The 19,579-nt window shown below is 58.1% G+C and carries 17 protein-coding genes and 1 pseudogene; 5 read left to right on the top strand and 13 right to left on the bottom strand.

From position 1 onward, the window contains the following. Positions 1–26: 26 nt before the first annotated feature. From tssC to exaC, 10 genes are all read right to left on the bottom strand, one after another. Entirely contained in the window at positions 27–1,526 is a 1,500-nt protein-coding gene (gene tssC / locus ACK13D_RS03885; protein WP_010246111.1) for a type VI secretion system contractile sheath large subunit, read from the bottom strand. Then, positions 1,523–2,056, bottom strand: a complete 534-nt coding sequence (gene tssB, locus ACK13D_RS03890) for a type VI secretion system contractile sheath small subunit (protein ID WP_010246114.1) — start codon at positions 2,054–2,056, stop codon at positions 1,523–1,525. The genes tssC and tssB overlap by 4 nt, the downstream gene beginning before the upstream one ends. Before the next feature lie 81 nt (positions 2,057–2,137). Beyond that, positions 2,138–3,151: a type VI secretion system protein TssA gene (tssA, locus tag ACK13D_RS03895; protein WP_010246117.1), complete on the bottom strand. Its 1,014-nt coding sequence runs from the start codon at positions 3,149–3,151 to the stop codon at positions 2,138–2,140. A gap of 16 nt (positions 3,152–3,167) precedes the next feature. Continuing rightward, complete coding sequence (tagF, locus tag ACK13D_RS03900; RefSeq protein WP_010246121.1) at positions 3,168–3,884, bottom strand: type VI secretion system-associated protein TagF; 717 nt, start codon at positions 3,882–3,884, stop codon at positions 3,168–3,170. 14 nt (positions 3,885–3,898) lie between these two features. Beyond that, positions 3,899–7,528, bottom strand: coding sequence for a type VI secretion system membrane subunit TssM (gene tssM, locus ACK13D_RS03905; protein ID WP_418795750.1), 3,630 nt, complete (start codon positions 7,526–7,528; stop codon positions 3,899–3,901). A gap of 3 nt (positions 7,529–7,531) precedes the next feature. Then, positions 7,532–8,770, bottom strand: coding sequence for a DotU family type VI secretion system protein (locus ACK13D_RS03910; RefSeq protein WP_010246128.1), 1,239 nt, complete (start codon positions 8,768–8,770; stop codon positions 7,532–7,534). A 14-nt stretch (positions 8,771–8,784) separates the two neighbouring features. After that, entirely contained in the window at positions 8,785–10,128 is a 1,344-nt protein-coding gene (gene tssK, locus ACK13D_RS03915) for a type VI secretion system baseplate subunit TssK (protein ID WP_010246132.1), read from the bottom strand. A gap of 5 nt (positions 10,129–10,133) precedes the next feature. Next, a complete protein-coding gene (gene tssJ / locus ACK13D_RS03920) occupies positions 10,134–10,628 on the bottom strand; it encodes a type VI secretion system lipoprotein TssJ (RefSeq protein ID WP_033779377.1) in 495 nt (164 codons plus the stop codon). A 23-nt stretch (positions 10,629–10,651) separates the two neighbouring features. Then, positions 10,652–11,248, bottom strand: a complete 597-nt coding sequence (locus ACK13D_RS03925; protein WP_010246138.1) for a hypothetical protein — start codon at positions 11,246–11,248, stop codon at positions 10,652–10,654. 1,068 nt (positions 11,249–12,316) lie between these two features. Further along, entirely contained in the window at positions 12,317–13,837 is a 1,521-nt protein-coding gene (gene exaC / locus ACK13D_RS03930) for an acetaldehyde dehydrogenase ExaC (RefSeq protein WP_346454437.1), read from the bottom strand. A gap of 232 nt (positions 13,838–14,069) precedes the next feature. On the opposite strand from exaC, the gene ACK13D_RS03935 reads away from it, so the two are divergent. Continuing rightward, the gene (locus ACK13D_RS03935) at positions 14,070–14,633 is read left to right on the top strand and encodes a class I SAM-dependent methyltransferase (protein WP_033766984.1); all 564 of its coding nucleotides are present in this window, start codon (positions 14,070–14,072) and stop codon (positions 14,631–14,633) included. On the opposite strand, the gene ACK13D_RS03940 is transcribed toward ACK13D_RS03935, so the two are convergent. Then, positions 14,621–15,346 (bottom strand): glutamine amidotransferase, encoded by a 726-nt coding sequence (locus tag ACK13D_RS03940; protein WP_346454439.1) that lies wholly within the window; start codon positions 15,344–15,346, stop codon positions 14,621–14,623. The two genes, ACK13D_RS03935 and ACK13D_RS03940, sit on opposite strands and share 13 nt — an antisense overlap. Before the next feature lie 172 nt (positions 15,347–15,518). On the opposite strand from ACK13D_RS03940, the gene ACK13D_RS03945 reads away from it, so the two are divergent. From ACK13D_RS03945 to ACK13D_RS03960, 4 genes are all read left to right on the top strand, one after another. Further along, positions 15,519–16,403 carry a DMT family transporter gene (locus ACK13D_RS03945; RefSeq protein ID WP_010669895.1) on the top strand — a complete coding sequence of 295 codons (885 nt, stop codon included), beginning with the start codon at positions 15,519–15,521 and terminating at the stop codon, positions 16,401–16,403. 46 nt (positions 16,404–16,449) lie between these two features. Continuing rightward, the gene (locus ACK13D_RS03950; protein WP_418795752.1) at positions 16,450–17,826 is read left to right on the top strand and encodes a CoA transferase; all 1,377 of its coding nucleotides are present in this window, start codon (positions 16,450–16,452) and stop codon (positions 17,824–17,826) included. 104 nt (positions 17,827–17,930) lie between these two features. After that, entirely contained in the window at positions 17,931–18,191 is a 261-nt protein-coding gene (locus tag ACK13D_RS03955) for a type II toxin-antitoxin system RelE family toxin (RefSeq protein WP_010246155.1), read from the top strand. A gap of 72 nt (positions 18,192–18,263) precedes the next feature. Beyond that, the gene (locus tag ACK13D_RS03960) at positions 18,264–18,629 is read left to right on the top strand and encodes a helix-turn-helix domain-containing protein (protein ID WP_010246157.1); all 366 of its coding nucleotides are present in this window, start codon (positions 18,264–18,266) and stop codon (positions 18,627–18,629) included. A gap of 123 nt (positions 18,630–18,752) precedes the next feature. Here ACK13D_RS03960 and ACK13D_RS03965 read toward each other — a convergent pair whose 3' ends face one another. Together ACK13D_RS03965 and ACK13D_RS03970 are read right to left on the bottom strand one after the other, a co-directional pair. After that, on the bottom strand, positions 18,753–19,319 hold the full coding sequence (locus ACK13D_RS03965) for a TorD/DmsD family molecular chaperone (protein WP_010246159.1): 567 nt from the start codon (positions 19,317–19,319) through the stop codon (positions 18,753–18,755). Positions 19,320–19,346: 27 nt separating this feature from the next. Then, positions 19,347–19,541 (bottom strand): annotated as a pseudogene (locus tag ACK13D_RS03970) (phosphatase); the annotation flags it as partial. Positions 19,542–19,579: the final 38 nt, after the last annotated feature.

Here is a 19,579-nt window from a genome sequence, read left to right on the forward strand (position 1 = left end):
CCGGCATCACGCCTCCCTTTCAGCCCTTACGCATTATCATTTTTCAGCGACGGCAGCTTAGAGACCAGACGTAGAGAAACCGTCAGCCCTTCCAGCTGGTAGTGCGGACGCAGGAAGAATTTCGCGGAGTAATAGCCAGGATTATCCTCCTGCTCTTCCACATTCACCTCGGCAGCCGCCAGCGGCTTGCGTGACTTGGTCTCCTGCGAGGAGTTAGCAGGATCGCCATCGACATAGTTCATCACCCAGTCGTTCAGCCAGCGTTCCATTTCATCACGCTCCCGGAAAGAGCCGATCTTGTCGCGCACGATGCACTTCAGGTAGTGCGCGAAACGGCAGCAGGCGAACAGGTAAGGAAGACGCGCGGCCAGACGGGCATTGGCGGTGGCATCAGCGTCGTGATATTCCATCGGCTTCTGCAGTGACTGCGCACCAATAAAGGCAGCGAAGTCAGAGTTTTTGCGATGTACCAGCGGCATAAAGCCATTTTTCGCCAGTTCGGCTTCACGACGATCGCTGATGGCGATTTCGGTCGGGCACTTCATATCCACGCCGCCGTCATCGCTCGGGAAGGTGTGGCACGGCAGATTTTCCACTGCCCCACCCGACTCCACGCCGCGGATTGCGGTGCACCAGCCATACTCTTTGAAGGAGCGGTTGATGTTGGCGGCCATCGCGTAAGCCGCATTGCTCCACGTATAGTTGCCATGATCGGAACCATCGGTCTGCTCTTCAAAGTCAAAGCTGTCGACCGGGTTGGTACGGATGCCGTAAGGCAGACGCGCCAGGAAGCGCGGCATCACCAGGCCCAGATAGCGTGCATCTTCCGATTCACGCAGGCTGCGCCAGGCAGCATACTCAGTGTTCTGGAAGATTTTGGTGAGATCGCGTGGATTCGCCAGCTCCTGCCAGGACTCCATCTGCATCACTTCGGGCGCGGTGCCGGTGATAAACGGACAGTGCGCGGCTGAGCCGATACGCGCCATCTCACCCAGCAGCTCAACATCCTGCGGGCTGTGGTCGAAGTAGTAGTCGCCCACCAGGCAGCCAAACGGCTCGCCGCCGAACTGACCATACTCCTGCTCATAAATCTTCTTGAACAACGGACTCTGATCCCAGCCGGCACCCTTGTAACGCTTCAGAGTGCGACCCAGCTCCTGCTTGGAGATGCTCATAAAGCGGATTTTGAGCATCTCGTCAGTTTCAGTGTTGTTCACCAGATAGCTCAGGCCGCGCCAGGCGCTTTCCAGCGACTGAAACTCCGGATGGTGAATAATCTGGTTCACCTGCTGCGACAGTTTTTCGTCGATCTCCGCGATCAGCGCCTGAATGGTGCGATAGGCATCGCTGGAGACGGTAACGGTGTTCTCCAGCGCCTGCTGCGCCAGGGTTTTCACCGCGCTTTCGACCGCGGCACGCGCCTGATCGCTTTTTGGCCGGAACTCTTTATTCAGCAGCGCGCTGAACTCATCCTGACTGAAACTGGCTGCGCCCTGCGACTGCGGTTGTTGTGAAGTCTGCGTCATGCCTGCGGCTCCTTACCTTCAGTGGCCTCATCCTGCTTTGGCAGATGGGTCAGGGCCTGCAACAGCGTAGGATCCTGCAGCACCTTACCAATCAGCTCTTCCGCACCGTTTTTGCCATCCATATAGGTCAGCAGGTTCGCCAGTTGGGTACGCGCTTCCAGCAGCTTGCTCAGCGGCTCCACGTTGCGGGCCACTGCGTCCGGCGAAAAGTCATCCATGCTGTCAAAGGTCAGATCGATGTTCAGCTTGCCTTCGCCATTCAGGGTATTGTCTACCTGGAACGCGGCGCGCGGCTTCAGTGCTTTCATGCGCTCATCGAAGTTGTCGATGTCGATTTCCATGAATTTACGGTCATCAATGCCTGGCTGCGGCTCCAGCGGTTTACCCACCAGATCCGCCAGCACGCCCATTACAAACGGGAGCTGGATTTTGCGTTCCGCGCCATAAATTTCCACGTCATATTCAATCTGAACGCGAGGCGCGCGATTGCGGGCAATGAACTTCTGCCCACTGGATTTGCTTGTTGCCATGGTTTTCTCCATACATGATGCGCGGATAAAGTGTCACAGCAGGCGCGCAGGTCCCGCTGAGTGTGTGTGCGTCACGCCTGCTTAATCGCGACGTCCGAAAATGGTTTCCAGCTGATGTACGCCGTCGGGTGCCAGTTCGCGGATGATCTCCAGAAAGTCGCGCTCGATTAAGCGCTGTACACGGTCGATCATCAGTGGGGCCGGATGACTCGGCTCATGCTGGGTGAAGTAGAGCTTCACTTTCTCCAGCATCAGCTGCGCGTCGGCGCGGGAACTGATCTGCACCGTGCGCCAGTCAGCGGCAGCGCGCGGGCTGGCCGGTGCAGGCGATGCCGTGGTTTCTGCGGGCTGTTCCACGGCGGCTGTGGGGATCAGCGCATTCAGATCGGTGGCCTGGCAACGTTCAGCGATCAACGCAATCTGTCTGCGCAGCTGTGTGAGTTCCGGCACCGCGGCTTCGCCCAGCCGTTCGGTCACGGTTTCGCAGATGGTCTGCAGCCGCTCATGAATCTGCAGCACCGCCTCAATACCAGGCTGGTCGCCGCGCGCCAGTTCGTCGATCAGACGCGGCAGGCCGCCAGGATAGTCCGCGACTTCGGTTTTACTGCCGTCGCACAGGGCGGCCGCATCGCGCAGCGTGATGCCGTCAGAGGGATAGCGCAGCAGCCAGCACTGACGCACCGCGCCGCTCAGATCAGTTTTGTCACCCAGCAACGCCAGCGCATTAATGCGGTAGAAGGGATCCTGCTCGCCGAACTCCTCCAGCCGGGGCCACAGCGGCTCCCAGTAGAGCAACAACGCCTGTTCAATCAGCTTCAGGCCCTGGGCATAGCCCGGCAGCCCTTTCAGTTCGGTCCAGGCGTGGGTCAGCGCCAGCATTACCCGCAAATCTTTGCTGCGCGCCAGCAGCGCTATCGCCAGCTTCTCGACTCTGTTCCAGTCGGCCGGTTCTGCCGGAATGATAGTATTGCCAAACTGCTGCTCCGCTTTACCGGCGCTGGCCTGCTCCATCGCCTGAAAATCAGCGTGGTACTCCAGGTTATCGCCGCCGGGATTGTCCTCGCTGACCGGAGCCAGCAGAGCCTCTGTATTCATCGTCATGCGTGTCGCCTCAGGATTCAAACATCGGGGGATAAAGTCCGTTTCGTCCCGGCTTTGCCCCACCGGCCGGATCAAACAGCAATGAAAAGAGCTGGGCGGTAAAATTACCGCTGTGAACCTGGGTATAAAGCGGGAAACCGTCGCTTTGATTGGTCCACCAGAAACTGGTGTAGAACTGCGGGTCGAAGTTCTCGCCCGGCAGTGTCCAGTTCAGTGTCGAAGGGGTATCGCCATGCCCGATGACGTTGAGAATGTCTGACGTCTCGTCCGACTCCTGCGGCGGCTGCGGCTGAGGAATGCTGATCAGCGCCTGATCCAGCTGTTCCGGTGACCCGCCGCCCTGCACCACCCGCAGCAGCGTATTGCCCACCTGCTGATACCACTCGCCGGAGCGCGCCAGCAGGGCTGGCGACCACTCGGCGGGCGTGAAGTGGCGCAGTGCGCAGAGTGGGTAGTTACGGCCCACGCTGTCACGCGCGGCAATCAGGCAGCCCATCTGAATCAGCTGGCTGCCCAGCATCGGCGGCACCACAAAATTCCAGACCGGCGCGTTAAGGAACGGGCGCGACGGGGCGTTATCACTCTCCTGACTGCTCTGCCAGTGATGCAGGCCCACCTGAAACCAGCTGGACCATTGGCGATAGAGCACGTCCGGGAAGCGGCGCTTCACAAAGTCACCCGCGCTGGGCACTTTGCCGTACCAGCAGGGTGCAGCGTAATGAGTCATTGTCGGGTCCTGTTTCAGGGGCAGCTAAAGCCGGGAAGCTGGAACGGGTTACGAATGCTGCCAGGGGTGAACGACAGCGTGACCATATGACCGTCCACGCTGAAACTCGCTTCGCGGGTCAGGCCGCCTGCCGCTGTCAGCCGGGCGCGGTCAAAGAAGCGATTGAGCGCCCAGGGACCGCTGGTGACCAGCGTGGAGGTGGTGCCGTTGGTCAGACCCAGCTGCATCCGCACCTGGCTGGTGCCGCCGGGGCCGGGCCAGCTGACCATCTGTACCGCCTGCGGTCCGTGGCTGTAGCGTAAAATCTGCCCATCCACATCCAGCGTCAGGTTAAGGATGTCGTTATCCATTTTTACCGTGCGCAGCGTGACGCGGAAGCCGGGCGTGGTCGCACCATTGGCAAAGAAGGCATCGCGGATTGACTGCGCCTGCTGGAAGGGCCGCAGCAGGGCTTCGCCTCCCGGCAGGGTTTTACCGTCAATGCCCGGCGTAAAGCGCCACGCCGCGTTGGTGGTGTCGACTTTGCTGGCCAGGTTGTCGCGGAAGAAGCTGTCCATCATGCCGCTGCCGGGTGCAAACATCCGCGCCAGATCGTCTGGTGTGACCTCACTGCGCGCAGAGCGAACCAGCGGATAGCGACCCGCGATCGCCTGGCGGCAGAAACTGCCCACTTCCATGGTGATGCGTTTGCGGACGTTATCCATATCGCGGCGCTGTGCGTCGCTGCTGGCACCCACCGCCATGCTGGAAACCATGTTCTGCAATGAACCCGGCAGACGGCCGGCACTGGCCTGCAGACGACTGATGGCATCGCTGGCCGGTGGCGGCATCCCGCTGTTCGCCGCATCCTGCACGGCGGTGAGGTAGCGATAGAGATCGTCAATCTGATGCAGGAAGTCATCCACCGCCAGCACCTTGCTGCCCTGCTGCAGCGGCTGGGCCAGCTCCAGAACCGGCGCAAAGTGAAGCGCGACGGCCTGCTCCGGTGATGCCTGGGTGGCGGCCTGTCCGCGCGCGGCACTGGCCTCGGGCGAGGTAAACAGCGCTTCAAGGGTGCGGGTGGCGCTGTTATCCGACGGCTTTGCTGCCTGCGCGGTTTTCTCATCCGGCTGCGCCCGGTTCAGCGTCAGCAGACCACCGAGGTTGATCACCAGCTGGCGCAGCGGCGAATGGTTGCCCGACAGCAAACGGGCGGTGTTGATGCGTTGAGAGAGATCGGCGCTGCTGTTGAGCTGAATGTCACTGAGAAACTGCTCCCACTGCCGGATATAGTCCTGCACGTAGAGCTGGCGCACCGCAAGATCCGTCTGCTCACTTTTCTGCTGCGGCGCCGCGCCGCCCAGCACCCAGAGATCGTCCTGATACAACGCCTGGGTCACCGGGGCAATCTGCTTATCCACGTGCTGCCAGTAGCCATCCGGCGTATAGAGACCCGCCACACCGTCATTGACCGATTTACCGCTTTTGCGGGAAAACACCAGCTCGCTCTGGGGACCACCCAGCGCCGCCAGCGTCACCGGCTGCAGGCTGTCATCGCGTTGCAGCAGGCGCTTCAGCCGTCCATAGACGCGCTGTGACAGCGGCATCTGATTAATCAGCGCCTGCTCGCGCTTTACCAGCGCTTCATCCTTCGCATACGGCGACGAGTGAATCTGCGTCTCCAGCAACTGTTGCAGGTGCCACGCCAGCTGTTTCACCTGCTGCTGAGTGACGTTCTGCGGCAGTTCGCGTGACAGGTTGAGCATCAGCCACGCCTGCAGGAATTTGCCATCATAGTGCTTTGGCTGATAGAGCATCTGATACGCCTTCAGCGCTTCATAGCTGTAGTCAGCATCACTGCCGTTGTCATTACGCAGCCAGCGGGTGATGTTCTGCGCCACCTGCGGCAACAGCAGCTGTTTCAGTGCCTTGTCGTAGAGTGCGCGGGTGGCATCGCTGACCTCGGTGCCGCGATAAAGCCCCATGCGGCGCGTCAGCGGCGGTGCTTCCAGTGAGAAGTCGGCGCTCTCCGGCAGGTGCAACAGGGTGTTGAGATAAGGCACCAGCGCAAAGAGATCGCCATTGACCTGCTGCTGAAGCTGATCGCCCAGTTGTTCAACCTGCGGCGCTTTGGCGGCCATCTCCTGCAGATAGGCTTTGTTTTTACTGTAGCTGGTGAGCCACAGCGCTCCGGCCACCAGCAATATCAGCAGCAGCGCCAGATAGCCCGACCAGAGCCCGGCGCGGTTGCGCAGCTCCCACCAGCGGTTGCTGCCCGCCAGACCGGACTCCTGGAAAATCACATTTTCCAGTACCCCTTTCAGGAAGAAGCTCTGCCCTTTGTTCTGCGGGATAGGCGACTCTTTATCGACCTTATCCCAGCTTCCTGACTCGCCAGCCTGCTGCCCCGGCAGATTCAGTGCGCGGTTCAGCTCGCCCATCACCCGGTCAAACGGCAGTCCCTCCTGGGTGCCGCTGGCAAAGTAGATACCGCGCGGTGCGAACTGGGTTTCAAAATCGGATCGGGCAAACAGCGTATCCAGCGCGTCTGCCAGCAACGGTCGCAGCGCCGCAAACTCCTGCGGGAAGAGATAGCTCTCTGCCCGCGCCTGCGCGTCGCTTTCCGTCAGCAGCCGATCGGCCAGTCCGGCATCCAGACGCTGTTGCAGCAGGGAGTACTCCTGCTGGAACTGGTTGTTAAGTTCGAAATCGGCGGCGGACGCTTTCGCCCAGGGAAAGGTAAATCCCCAGATTTGTTCACGCTGCGCTTTATCCAGCGAGGCAAAGTAGCTGCGGAACCCTTTGAGCAAGTCCGCTTTGGTGACCAGCACATAGACCGGGAAACGGATGCCGAGGCGATCGTGCAACTCCATCAGGCGCTGACGCAGGGCCAGCGCCTGATTACGCAGCGCCTCGGGCGACTGCGACAGCAGATCGGAAACGCTCAGCGTGACGATGACGCCGTTGATCGGCTGACGTCCGCGATATTTACGCAGCAGGTCGAGAAAATGATGCCATTCGCTGGCATCACGCTCCTGCTGACTCTCCTGGGTGCTGTAGCGCCCGGCGGTATCGAGCAGCACCGCGTCATTGGTGAACCACCAGTCGCAGTTGCGGGTGCCGCCAATGCCGCGCAGCGCCGATTTGCCGAACTTATCTGCCAGCGGAAACTGCAGGCCCGAGTTGACCAGCGCGGTAGTTTTACCGGCACCGGGCGCGCCAATGATCATGTACCACGGCAGCTGATAGAGATACTGACGGCCAAAGCGCTGTGCCCAGAACGGCGTGCCCTTGTTGCTGTGGCGCTGGAAGTGCGCCTTTTTCAGCATGTCAGTGGCTTCGGAGAAACGCCCTGCCAGCACCTGCTCTTCACTGGTCAGGCGCTGACGATCGGCTTCCGGTGCATCGCTTTTGCCCGTTTCAAGGCTCGACATCAGCTTGCGATTGAGCCAGATGTTATAGAGCCGCGGAATCGCCTGGCCCAGGCCCCACACCAGATAGAGCAGCGCGATACTGATAATGCGGTTCTGCTCCGGCTCAAGCGGGCGCGAATCGACGATTGAGAACACCGGGCCAATCACCCAGATGATAAAAGAGAGCGCGGTAATGCCGACAAAGCCCCACGCGAGGCGGCTGGTCAGCACCGCAAACAGAATATTCAGCATGGATCAGTTCCCTCTCGCCAGGCCGTTGAGTTCGGCATGCGTCGCATCCGGTGCCACCAGCAGGGTAATTTCAACACGACGATTACGTGCGCGATTTTCTGCGCTGTTATTAGGCACCAGCGGATTGCTTTCACCGCGCCCTTCCGCTTTCACCCGTGACGGCTGCGCCAGCTGCTGTTGCAACAGGGTCTGTACTGACCGGGCACGCGCCAGCGAAAGCTCAAAGTTGGAGGCGAAGCGGGCACTGCGGATCGGCACGTTATCGCTGTAGCCAATCACCTGAATCTGGCCGCTGACATTGTTCATGGCAGCAGCGATGCGCTGGATTACGTCGGTGTAACGTCCACGTACTTCGGTGGCCGCCGAGGCAAACAGTCCGTCCCCTTTCAGCGTCACCACGCTGCGGTCCGCTTCGTCACGCACCGCTACCAGCCCGGCATCAATTTCCGGTTTCAGGAAAGCGCGCAGATTCAGCGTGGCGGGTGGTGGTGGCGCAGGGTTGCCGATCTTCACTTCCGGCAGCGCCGTCTGATAGATACGGGCCAGTACCGGCGAGGTGTAATCGCCGAGACGCCAGTTGAGCACGATGTAGAACAGACAGGCCGCCAGCCCCGCCACCGCCGCACAGGCCCACAGCGGGATCATTGGCCGCCACAATTTGCGCAGGACCGGCTGATCGGTGGGATGCGGAGACAGCGCCGCTGCATAATTGCCACGCACGCTTTTGATCATCTGCAGCAGGCGCTGTTTGATGGTCTCAAGCTGCGAGCGACCGTTGTCCAGCACCCGGTAGCGTCCTTCGAACCCCAGCAGCAGGCAGAAGTAGATCAACTCCAGCATCAGAATGTGGCGCCTGGGGTTCTGCGACAGCTTAGCCAGCAGCTGGAAAAACTTTTCGCCGCCCCAGGTTTCATTGTGAAAGGTGACCAGCAGACCATTGCTGGTCCAGACGCCGCGGCTGCCCCACGGCGTCAGCGCCGCCGCCTCATCCAGCGCGGTACAGAGACAGTATCGCGCGCCGATGATCACTTCATAGCCCAGGCCTGACTGCTGGCAGCTCAGCTCGAAGCGCCGAATCTGATCGATCAGCTGCTGACGCAGCTGCGCCGGGTCTTCATGTGATACCGAGTGACGGATCTGAGGAATGGCGTTAATCAGGGGATTGGCCGCCGCGACCAGCACATTCTGATGGCTGGCCTCCGGCGCAAGATCGCTGTGTGATTTTTGTTGTTCCTGCATCATGCTGCGTGCTCAGTTTATGATTCTGACTGACTACGAATGGCCCAGAACTCCATGTTCAGACCTGGAAACTCACCGGCAAGATGCAGCGCAAAAGCGCCCGAGCGCTCCATCTCTTTCCATAGCTCGCTGTTCTTATCCAGTTCGAAATAGCTGTATCCGGCATGCCACGGGATCTGCGGCGGCGCGCCGGGCATCGCCCGAAGTGCCAGACCGGGCAACTGCAACTGCACCAGATCGCGAATTTTGCTGACCGGGGCGACTTTCATCTGCGCCGGGAAGTGGGTTTTGAGGGTGTCGGCTGGCACGCTGGCTTTCACCGCCAGCACAAAGCCAAACTCATGCACCATACTGCTCTCCGGCACGGTCGCGACGTTAAGACCGTGCGAGCGCTGAATCAGCGGCAGCTGAATCGCGCTCTCTTCCATCACCTGGGACAGCCCCTGACGCAGCAGCAGTGACAGGCGGCTAAAACAGCTGTGCAGATCGTCATGATCGTAGAGCGGCAGGCCATCGGGCGCGCGGGCTGGCGTCCAGGTACTGAGCTCCGCCGCCAGTTGCAGCCAGTGGCTGTAGAGCGTTTCAGGATGCAGCAGCGGCAGATGTTGCAGATGAGTGTGCAGGCCAAGCTGACGATTCAGCAGCGCCAGCAGCATAAAATCGACCATATCCGCGCTGTTAAAACGACCGGTGCCCGGCGCGCGCTGACTCAACTGCTGGCTGCGTTGCTGGATCAGCCCGTGCAGATCGTTGAACATGTTTTGCAGCGGACGGCTGCTGTTAAGCGTCAGCATCGGCGGGATGTAGTCACTGTCGAGCCGGATGTGGTTGTCGCTGCGTTTTTCAATCACCTGAGCCACGCCCATGGCGGTCCACTCGGCGGTCAGATCCTGTTCCAGCATCAGCCGCAGACGCAGTTTGCCGAACTGCACCGTGGCGCTGCCCACGGCCTGGGCATTGTCATCTTCCACTTCCGCTTCCCAGGCGAGATAGCGCGCCAGAGAATCCTGCGACTCCTGAAAGGCCACCGCTTCGCGGCCATTGCGGCGTGCCGGAATGGCCAGCACCACTTTGCTGCGGTCAACGGAGGCAGGCAGATCAAGCGGGGCCGGACCGTGCTGTGGCTGGCTGAAGGCAAAAAACGTGCCGTCAGGCAGACAGCCGCTGGCGGCGCTCAGCGCCAGTTTCCCCTGGCGCAGCAGCGCTTCATCGAACTCCAGATCGTAAAAACCCCAGGTATAGGCGCGCTGCGACTGGCCCCACTCACGCAGGGTGCTGAGAAGATAATTTTCTGACTGCTGGAAATGGTGAGGACGCAGAAACATCCCCTCGGTCCAGACCACCTTTTCGGCTCTGTTCATAGACATCACTGTTTTTCCACGCGAAGGCCGTTAATCCCCGCCACGATGCGCGCATTCAGCTCACCATCGTCACGCTTCCAGAACGCCCAGAATGAGGGTGATTCGCCTTCGGGAACCGGCAGCGACAGTCGCCAGACCTTGCCATCCAGCGCCTGATATTCCGCCATGATGCCGATGAAGCGCGCCTCGGGCAGACTCTTAATCCGCAGCGTTTTATGGGGCTGAGTGGAAGTCAGGAAGAACTGTTGCGTATTGAGTTGCGCATTACCCAGCGCGGTAGCGGACTGGTTTTGCAGGGAGTAGAAGTCAGCCGACATAAATTCCGCATCGGAGGTCAGTAATACCACCCGGACTTTCAGCGGCGCACCGCCGTTAACCTGGTTTTGCGCCTGAACGTCCAGGTTGTACCAGGCAACGGGCTGTGGAGTACTGCTGCACGCGGTCATCAGCCACGTCAGCAGCACTATCAGCGCCCCTCGCCATTGCGTTGTTGTCATCATCCCGCCCTCCCTGCTTAGTGCGATTAGTTAATAATCCAGGTTCCGTTAGTGCTGTTCTGGCAGGCGGTGCTGTCACCGTTTACCGCAACACAGGTTTTCTTCTTGCTGCTGCGCACCCGGCGCTTCGGCTGGTCAGCCTTAATCGTCTGATCGTAAAGCTCGCTTTTCACCACGGCGCGAAACGGCACATAGCCGGTCAGCTGAACAGTTGCCTGCGGTGCTGCGGAGGGCGTTGACTCTTTAACGGCACTGCTGGCTTTACCCGGTTCAGGTTCTGCTGACGCCTGAGCGGGTTCACCCAGCGCCAGCCAGTTGTTCTCTACCTGACCAATCACGGTGTAGCTTTCGCCGGTTTTCAGCGTCTCCACCACCTTGCCGCCAAAACTCGGATGGCTCATCACTGAAGCGGGATAGAGCGCACGGTAGGTTTCATTGACCGGGCTGAACTGCGCAGGCGGTTTAACCGCATAACGGTGACTGATCACCACGCCATCCACGGTGCTGGTGACCAGCGTGTCATCCGTCATTTTTGGCGGCGTTTTACAACCCGCGACAGAAAAAACAAACATCAGGCCTAACGCAATACGGAGCTTCACCATTTTTTTCATGTTGTGTTCCATTCATATCCTGGAGAGTGGCCAGAGGCCGGTTGTCAGTAATGAAAATCGGGGATGTGGTGCTGAGAGAGCGCCACTTAGTGCCAGCCTAAAAGAAAAACCTTAAGCAAATAGCGTTAAAGTGCCATGGCGTGGCACGTTAACAGATCAACTAACGTTAACTATTAAAAAGCAACTCTGGCGACCGGGACGGGCGCAGGGAGAAATCTGAGCTGGCGATAAATGATCATAAACATGATCTATTTTTTTCCGTCAGATTGGATGAGGCAGGCAAAACCCAAGCTTTACTTATGCCATCCCTGGCCGAAAAACGGACATATTGACTCAGATTTACACTTGTGACGCTATTCGCTGACAAAAGAAAAAAGCGCAGCGCATAGACTGATTTTCCTGTTTTTACGATCACATTCAGTAAGTTACAAGATGTGTATAAGCTCATAGCTACCGCACGAGCCAGGTATATCCTGCCCGTAGGTATGAAATCACAATTCCTTTGTAAACATAAGCTGCGAGTTTACAGAAGATTGACAAAATTTCAACGGGCCACTTTCATAAGATTTTACTTAAGTAAAGTTTAAGTAATTTACTTAGTGCAAATATGTGTTACTTTTAATCACTCGCTTAGGATTATTCCTAACAATATGAGCAACTATGAAGTATTCTTACACAGAAAACAGACACCCCTGTAGTCAGCATTAAAAAATCTCATGTAAAAAATGGCTCTGATTCAACAGGCCGGAATGAAGGTTAACGGCGAGGTGACCGTAATACGTGGCAGTTTTTAGCGTAAAAAACAGTGAGATAATGCTTACAAATCAATAATTTGTTTCATTACGGGACGATTCAGAAAGGGCTGAGATAAGGTGGTCGTGAAGCGAGATAAGCGAAGCGCAAAACGGCCCGGCGTCGCTTTAAGAAAGGACTGATTAATTGTTCTTTATCGGCATTGCAGCCATCGCCACGCTTCTGATGCTTCTCAGCATGCCCGGCTATGTTGAGCAAAAAAAACCACGCCGTAGCGTGGTTCTTAGGGAAGAGTGCAGGGTTATCCTGGCAGGTTGCGGGCCAGAACTAGAAGAAGCCCAGCGGCTCGATACTGTAGCTGACCAGCAGGTTTTTAGTCTGCTGATAGTGATCCAGCATCATTTTGTGAGTCTCACGCCCGATACCCGACTTCTTATAGCCACCAAAGGCAGCGTGCGCCGGATAGAGGTGATAACAGTTGGTCCAGACGCGCCCGGCTTTAATCGCCCTGCCCACCCGATAAGCACGGTTGATATCGCGGGTCCAGACGCCAGCACCTAACCCATAGATGGAGTCGTTGGCGATACTGATTGCTTCTGCCTCATCTTTAAAGGTGGTGATGCCAATGACCGGGCCAAAGATCTCCTCCTGGAAAACGCGCATGCTGTTGTTGCCTTTCAGCAGTGTCGGCTGAATGTAGTAGCCGCTGTTAAGTGAGTCATCCAGCTTCTCTACACCACCGCCCACCAGCACTTCCGCGCCCTCCTGTCGGGCAACCTCAAGATAAGAGAGAATTTTATCAAACTGCTGCTGCGACGCCTGCGCGCCTACCATGGTATCGGTATCCAGCGGATCGCCACGTTTGATGGTTTTTACTCGCTTCATCACGGCCGCCATAAAGGGCTCGTAGATCGACTCCTGTACCAGCGCCCGCGACGGACAGGTACAGACCTCGCCCTGATTCAGGAAGCCCAGCACGACGCCTTCGGCGGCTTTCTCTATAAAGCTCTCCTCCGCCTGCATGATGTCTTCAAAGAAGATGTTAGGTGATTTACCGCCCAGCTCGACGGTCGAGGGGATCAGGCTTTTTGCTGCCAGCTCCAGAATATGACCGCCGGTTGCGGTAGAGCCGGTGAAGGCTACCTTGGCGATGCCGGAATGGGAGGCGAGCGCTTCACCCGCCTCTTTGCCGAACCCATGCACCACATTCAGCACACCCGGCGGCAGCAGATCTTTAATCAGATCGACAAAAACGGTGATCGACAGCGGGGTCTGCTCAGCCGGTTTCAGCACCACACAGTTACCCGCGCCCAGTGCCGGAGCCAGTTTCCACGCCGCCATTAATAGCGGAAAGTTCCATGGAATGATCTGCGCTACCACGCCCAGCGGCTCATGGAAATGATAGGCGGCGGTAAACTCATCAATCTCGGCGGCACTGCCCTCCTGCGCCCGGACACAACCGGCAAAATAGCGGAAGTGATCGACGGCCAGCGGCATATCGGCCGCCAGGGTTTCGCGAACCGGTTTACCGTTATCCCAGGTTTCATAGACCGCCATCGTCTCCAGATTCTGTTCCAGCCGATCGGCGATTTTCAGTAACAGCAGCGAGCGTTGTTGCGGCGAGGTCTTGCCCCAGGCTTCCGCCGCCGCTGCCGCAGCAGCCACAGCGTTATCAACATCGGCAACGTCTGAGCGCGGAAACTCACCGGCCGCAGAGCCGTTCACCGGGGAGGTATTGGTGAAGTAGTTGCCGTTCACCGGCGCGACGAATTCACCATTAATGAAGTTGCCATAATTCTTTTGTAGGGTAATCAGAGAACCCTGTTCTCCGGGGGCGGCATAACGCATGATCATTCTCCTGACAGGTGACTGATGTAACAATGATGAAACTTGTTATTAACATGAAGCATCATCAAGAGCCTGTCAGTTCTGTTAACCGGAAACTGTGACCGCCCCGAAGGAATGGGTGTTTACGCTTCGTCTTTAGATAATTCCGACTTTTACCCAAAAGGCTGGTCAGAGAGAAACTTGTGCGGCACAAAGGGGTCAACGTGAGGATGAATTCATTCTGGAGATGAGCATGCTGGCTTCAGCTTTTACCCTGATGCGCGCTAAAGCCAATTTCGTGCATCAGTTTATCCGCAACCCGCGCAAGATGGGCAGCATTACGCCCTCGTCAGAGGCGCTGTGCCGCACCATGATTACGTCGGTGGAATGGCCTGAAAAGTTACGTATTGCCGAACTCGGCGCGGGCGACGGTGTACTGACGCGGCAGATACTGGCGCAGATGTCACCCGATGCCACGCTGGATGCCTTTGAGATCAGCAGCACGCTGGCCGATAAGCTTAATGCGCTGAACGATCCGCGCATGACGGTGCGCACCTGTTCAGCGGAGTACCTGAGCGGAGAATATGACGTGATCTTCTCTGGCCTGCCGCTGCTCTCATTACCCACTGAATTGCGGGAGGCGATTCTGCGTGCGGTGTATAACGCGCTCGGGCCCAACGGCGTCTTTGTACAGTTCCAGTATACCTCGCTGACTCAGCCAGACCTGTCGCGCTACTTCACCTGGGAGCGCCAGCGGGTGATGAAAAACGTGCCACCCGCCTGGGTCTATCGCTGCACGCGTCACTACGCGCCCTGAGCTTGCGCCATTGCAGGGCGCGTTTGTTGCCAGAACGCCACCAGCAACTCACGCGCCCAGTCTTTCCCCTCCATCTCGTTTGCCCCATCTTCTGTACAGCCCCTGGGCATACAAACGTTCATGATGTGCCGTGAAAATTCAGGATGAAACTGCACCGATAGCGCCTGCGGCGAATAACGGACAATCTGACAGCCATCGCGCGCAGAGGCGGCCAGCACCTGCGCCTGTTGTGGCGCGCTGATCACCGACTGGCGATGTGACAGCCAGACGCTGAAGTCCTGTGGCAATTTCTTTAGTAGCGGATCGCGCTGCGCCTCCGGCATGCAGTTGATTGGTAACAGCCCGCGTTCCCATCCATTGGGATTGTCCGCCACCTCGCCACCCAGCGCATAGGCCATCAGCTGGTGACCGTAGCAGACCCCCAGCAGCGGCAAGCTGTGATCCATCGCTGCGCGAATCCATACGGCGCTGCGTTCGCTCCAGTCAGCGTGATCGGTGACCATCGCCCAGGAACCGCTGAGGATCGCCCCGGAAATCTGGTCGAAAGCGGGTAGCGCCTCGCCCAGATGGGGCCGTACAATCAGGTATTCATCGGGTTGCAGGTTTAACGCGTCGATGAACCAGCGCGGCTGTTCACCAATCTCTGAGACAACGTTTGCAGGTGGGACTTCAAGCTGAATTAACGCAAGGGGTAAGGCGGACGTGTAGGTCATACCGAATCAGTTCCTTTAAGAAGTCGTTTCAAATCAGTCTGCCAGCAACGCGCCCGAAAGTCTCATCAGGCTGCGCCGCAATCGCAGAAAATTTCTCCCTGCGATTGGCTGCAATGCCGCAGTTCGTGCCATCATTAGCGGGCTAAGCAAAAAACATCGAAAGGATATTATCGTGGCTGTGCGGCATTTTTTTCTGATTCTGATGGTGGTTTCAATCTGGGCCTTCAACAACGTTGCGGTGAAATGGGGCCTGCTGGAGCTTCCACCACTTTTCCTGACGTTTATGCGCTTTGTGGTCGTCGCCATCGTACTGGTACCGTTTTGCCGGATTAACCGTCAGCAGCTACCCTGGCTGTTGCTGCTGGCTTTCACGTTCGGTTTTATGCACTTCTCGCTGCTGTTTGTCGGCCTGCGCTATACCGATGCCGGCACCGGCGCGATTGTGGTTCAGCTCGGTACACCCATTGCCATGCTGCTGGCGATGGTGGTGCTGAAAGAGAAGCTGAAGCTGGTGCAGCTGATGGGCATTATGATCTCGCTGAGCGGCGTCGTCGTGCTCTCCGGCAGCCCGACGATTCCGTCGTGGTGGGTGCTTTGTCTGTTGTTGTGCAGCGCCACCGGCTGGGCTGTCAGCAACCTGATTGTGAAAAAGTCACCGCCGATTAAACCGCTGACCATGACCGGCTGGATTGCGTTTCTGGCCATTCCTGTCGTCGGCGCATCCAGTCTGTTGATGGAATCACATCAGCTCTACGCCCTGCAAAATGCGGGCTGGCACGGCTGGTTTGCCATTCTTTACAGCGCTATCGCCTCGTCAATTGTCGCCTATACACTGTGGTATATGCTGCTGAAGAAATATAACGTCAACCTGATCATGCCCTACTCGCTGCTGACGCCGGTATTATCCGTGCTGATGGGCATTGTGGTGCTGGGCGACAGCCTTAACAGCTTCAAGATTATCGGTGCGTCGCTGGTAATCCTTGGTACCGCTATTGCCGTAATCAACCTGCGTAGCCTGCGGATGCATGCCCGCTTCCCGCGCCTGCGGCGGCGTTAATCCCGCGTGCTATGCTTGAGAAATCACTTCTCTCAGGAAGCACAACATGGACTCACCGCTTGCCGCCTCTCTCTGGCAGCAGATGCAGCAGGGATTGCGAGGTCGCGACGCCGCCTGGCTTCTCCCCGCCTTCGTTGATCGCGCCACCTTCTCTTCTGCCTTTGCCGTCAGTGAACTGGCGGCCACCAGCATCGGTCTGGCAACGCAGGCTGCTGCTGCGCTTATCGCCACATCCCGCCCTGAACTCTCTCCGCCCGTCACCGTTAACGTCCGGCTGGCGTCACGCTGGTTTCAGCAGAGCTTTCATCCGCTGAATCGCGCGGCACCCGCGATGTGGGATGCGTTTGCCGGTGACTATCGCAGCCGGGATGGCTGGATCCGTCTGCACACCAACGCCGTGCATCACCGACTGGCGATGGAGCGGGTGCTGGGCGCGCACGCCGATCGCGCAGCACTGGCGCAGCAGGTGCAACAGTGGCAGGCCAGCGAACTGGAGCAGGCCGTTATTGATGCGGGTGGCTGTGCCGCAGAGATGCGCAGCGCCGCCGCCTGGCAGCAGCATCCGCAGGGCCTGGCCGTGCAGCGCGAACCGCTCTTTAGCTGGCAGACCACACAACAGGCAGCGGCGCCGGCGTGGCCGCTGGCCGAAGCTCGTCCTTTACTGGGCATCAAAGTACTGGATCTGACGCGGATTATTGCCGGGCCGGTCGCTACCCGTTTTCTTGCCAGCCTGGGAGCCAGCGTGCTGCGCATCGATCCGCCCGGCTGGCAGGAGCCGACGCTGGATGAAGAGATGAGTTGCGGCAAGCGACGAGCGGTGCTGGATCTGACTCAGACCGCCGATCGCGAGCAGTTTATCCACCTGCTGCGTGAAGTGGACGTGCTGGTGCATGGCTATCGGGCGGATGCGCTGGAACGGCTCGGGTTTGACGCGGAGACCCTTCAGTCACTCTCACCCGGTCTGGTTGATGCCGGCCTGAATGCCTGGGGCTGGCAGGGTCCGTGGCGCAATCGCCGGGGTTTTGACAGTCTGGTGCAGATGGGGTGCGGCATTGCTGAAAGAGGCATGCAGTGGCAGCAGAGCGACAAACCGGTTCCGCTGCCGGTGCAGGCGCTGGATCATGCCAGCGGCTATCTGCTGGCGGCGGCGGTGCTGGAGGGATTACGGCGACGCATTACTGAGGGCCACGGCAGCCAGGTCCGGCTGTCGCTGGCGCGCACCGCGTGGCTGTTGCAACAGCATCCCACCGATCAGCGCACAGGCTCCGGCATTGCGCCGCAGGTTAAGGATAACCTGCCCTGTTACGAATTAACGCCGTGGGGGTTTGGAGTGAGGCTGCGAGCGGCCGCCTGGCTGCCCGGCACCCCACAGCTCTGTGCGACGCCAGGCTGCGCGCCGGGTACGCACCCGGCGACGTGGTGAAGCGAAACATTAGATAATTAGAAAAATAATGTTGATGGCATTAGATTGCTATCTTATTATTTACACATGGCTCAGGGACGAAGTTCATTGAAACGGGGTGCAGAATGGTCAGGGTAGACTGGTCCAGGCGGGCATTGAAGCACCTTATGAAGATCGACAAACGTTACCAGAAAATCATTTACCAGAAGGTGGGTGAGTTAGTCTGTTTCCCGGTCGTCACACTGGACATTAAAAAATTGCAGGGCAGCGATAATCACTACCGGCTGCGGGTTGGCAACTACCGGGTCCTTTTTACGTTAACCGGGGGCGAACCGGTGATTCTGGAAATTACAGAGGTAGCAAGAAGAACATCCGTCACTTACTAAAGCTTTTTGGATACCGGCATAGCCTTACGCACTCACGACCTCTGCTGCGACACACAATTACCCGGATAAACTATGTCAAAACAGTACATCTATGATGAAGCAGGCAAACCCCAGTTTGTGGTCTTGCCGGTGGCGGAATATGAAAGGCTGCTCTCGGCCAGCGATGGCGAATGGGAAACTATTCCTGTGGAGGCTGACGAGCACGACGATGAGACGATCCCGCACGACGTTGCAGGGATTATGATTGAGCAGGAAGTGAGTCTTCAGGCAGCCTGGCGCATCTGGCGGGGGCTTAGCCAGCATGATGTGGCTCAGCAGTTGGGGACCACGCAAAGTGCGATCTCTCAACTGGAGCGTATTGAAAGTAAGCCGCAGAAAAAGACGCGTGAACGTCTCGCAAAACTGTATGGCTGCCGACCCGGGCAGTTAATCCTGTAAGCCGATTAAGAGGGTTCAGGTGCCCGAAAAAAAGCACGCCGTATCCAGAGAATCCCCCCCAGAACCCATTGAGAAAGATGATTCAGCACTGTGCGCCGGGTACGCACCCGGCGACGTGGTGAATCAGGCGTCAGGCGTCTCTTCGCTGCTATCCAGCAGTTCGTTGTACATCGCCTGGATCGCTTCGCGGCTCAGCATGGCAAGAGTACGATAAAAGGCCGTGGTCGCGTGCGCTTCCACTTTACCCAGGAAAGCACCGCACCACGGCAGCAGATACTCTTCAAACAGCGCCATCTGCGCCGCGCTCTCATCTTCCGCTGACTGATCTTCCAGCCATGACGCAGCCAGCATCAGCACACCAAAATGATCAGCAGGCGCATCGCTCAGCGGCATTCCGCGTGAGGTCAGGAATGCACGCACTTCTGGCTCCGTTTTGCCTTCCGGCCACTGTGAGGCGTACGGCGGCACGTTGCAATCGCTGCCAACAAACAGCGCGTTGTAATCGGCGGCCAGCGCCTGGGGATCGCTGTTCTGTTGCAGACGGGTCAGCAGCTCATCCTGCTCCAGCGGCCACTGCGACTGCAGTTTGCCTTCACGCAGCAGCGTAAACAGCGGCACCAGCAGCGGGTCCTGCGGCTGACGATTAAACAGTGAGCCGATCACGCGGCACAGAATGGAAAACTCATTCATGAGTCAGATTTCCTTGAGGCAAGTAAATTAAAAGTCAGCCAGTTCAGCAATATGTTTGCCGCTGCGCAGCTCCAGAAAGTCGAGCAGGCGACGCGGCGTGACATTTAACACCCGATCCTCAGGAAAATCCACCTCGCGGGCGATGCGCAGGCAATGTTCAAAATTTCCGAGCGTAAACGCCGTATGGGAATCGGAGCCAAATGCCAGCCGTCCACCGGCATCGGCGGTCTTAACAACGGCGATGACCGGGACTCTGAGTA

The sequence above is a fragment of the Pantoea sp. K16 genome (assembly GCF_048452805.1).
In the GTDB taxonomy this organism is placed as follows: Bacteria; Pseudomonadota; Gammaproteobacteria; order Enterobacterales; family Enterobacteriaceae; genus Pantoea; species Pantoea agglomerans.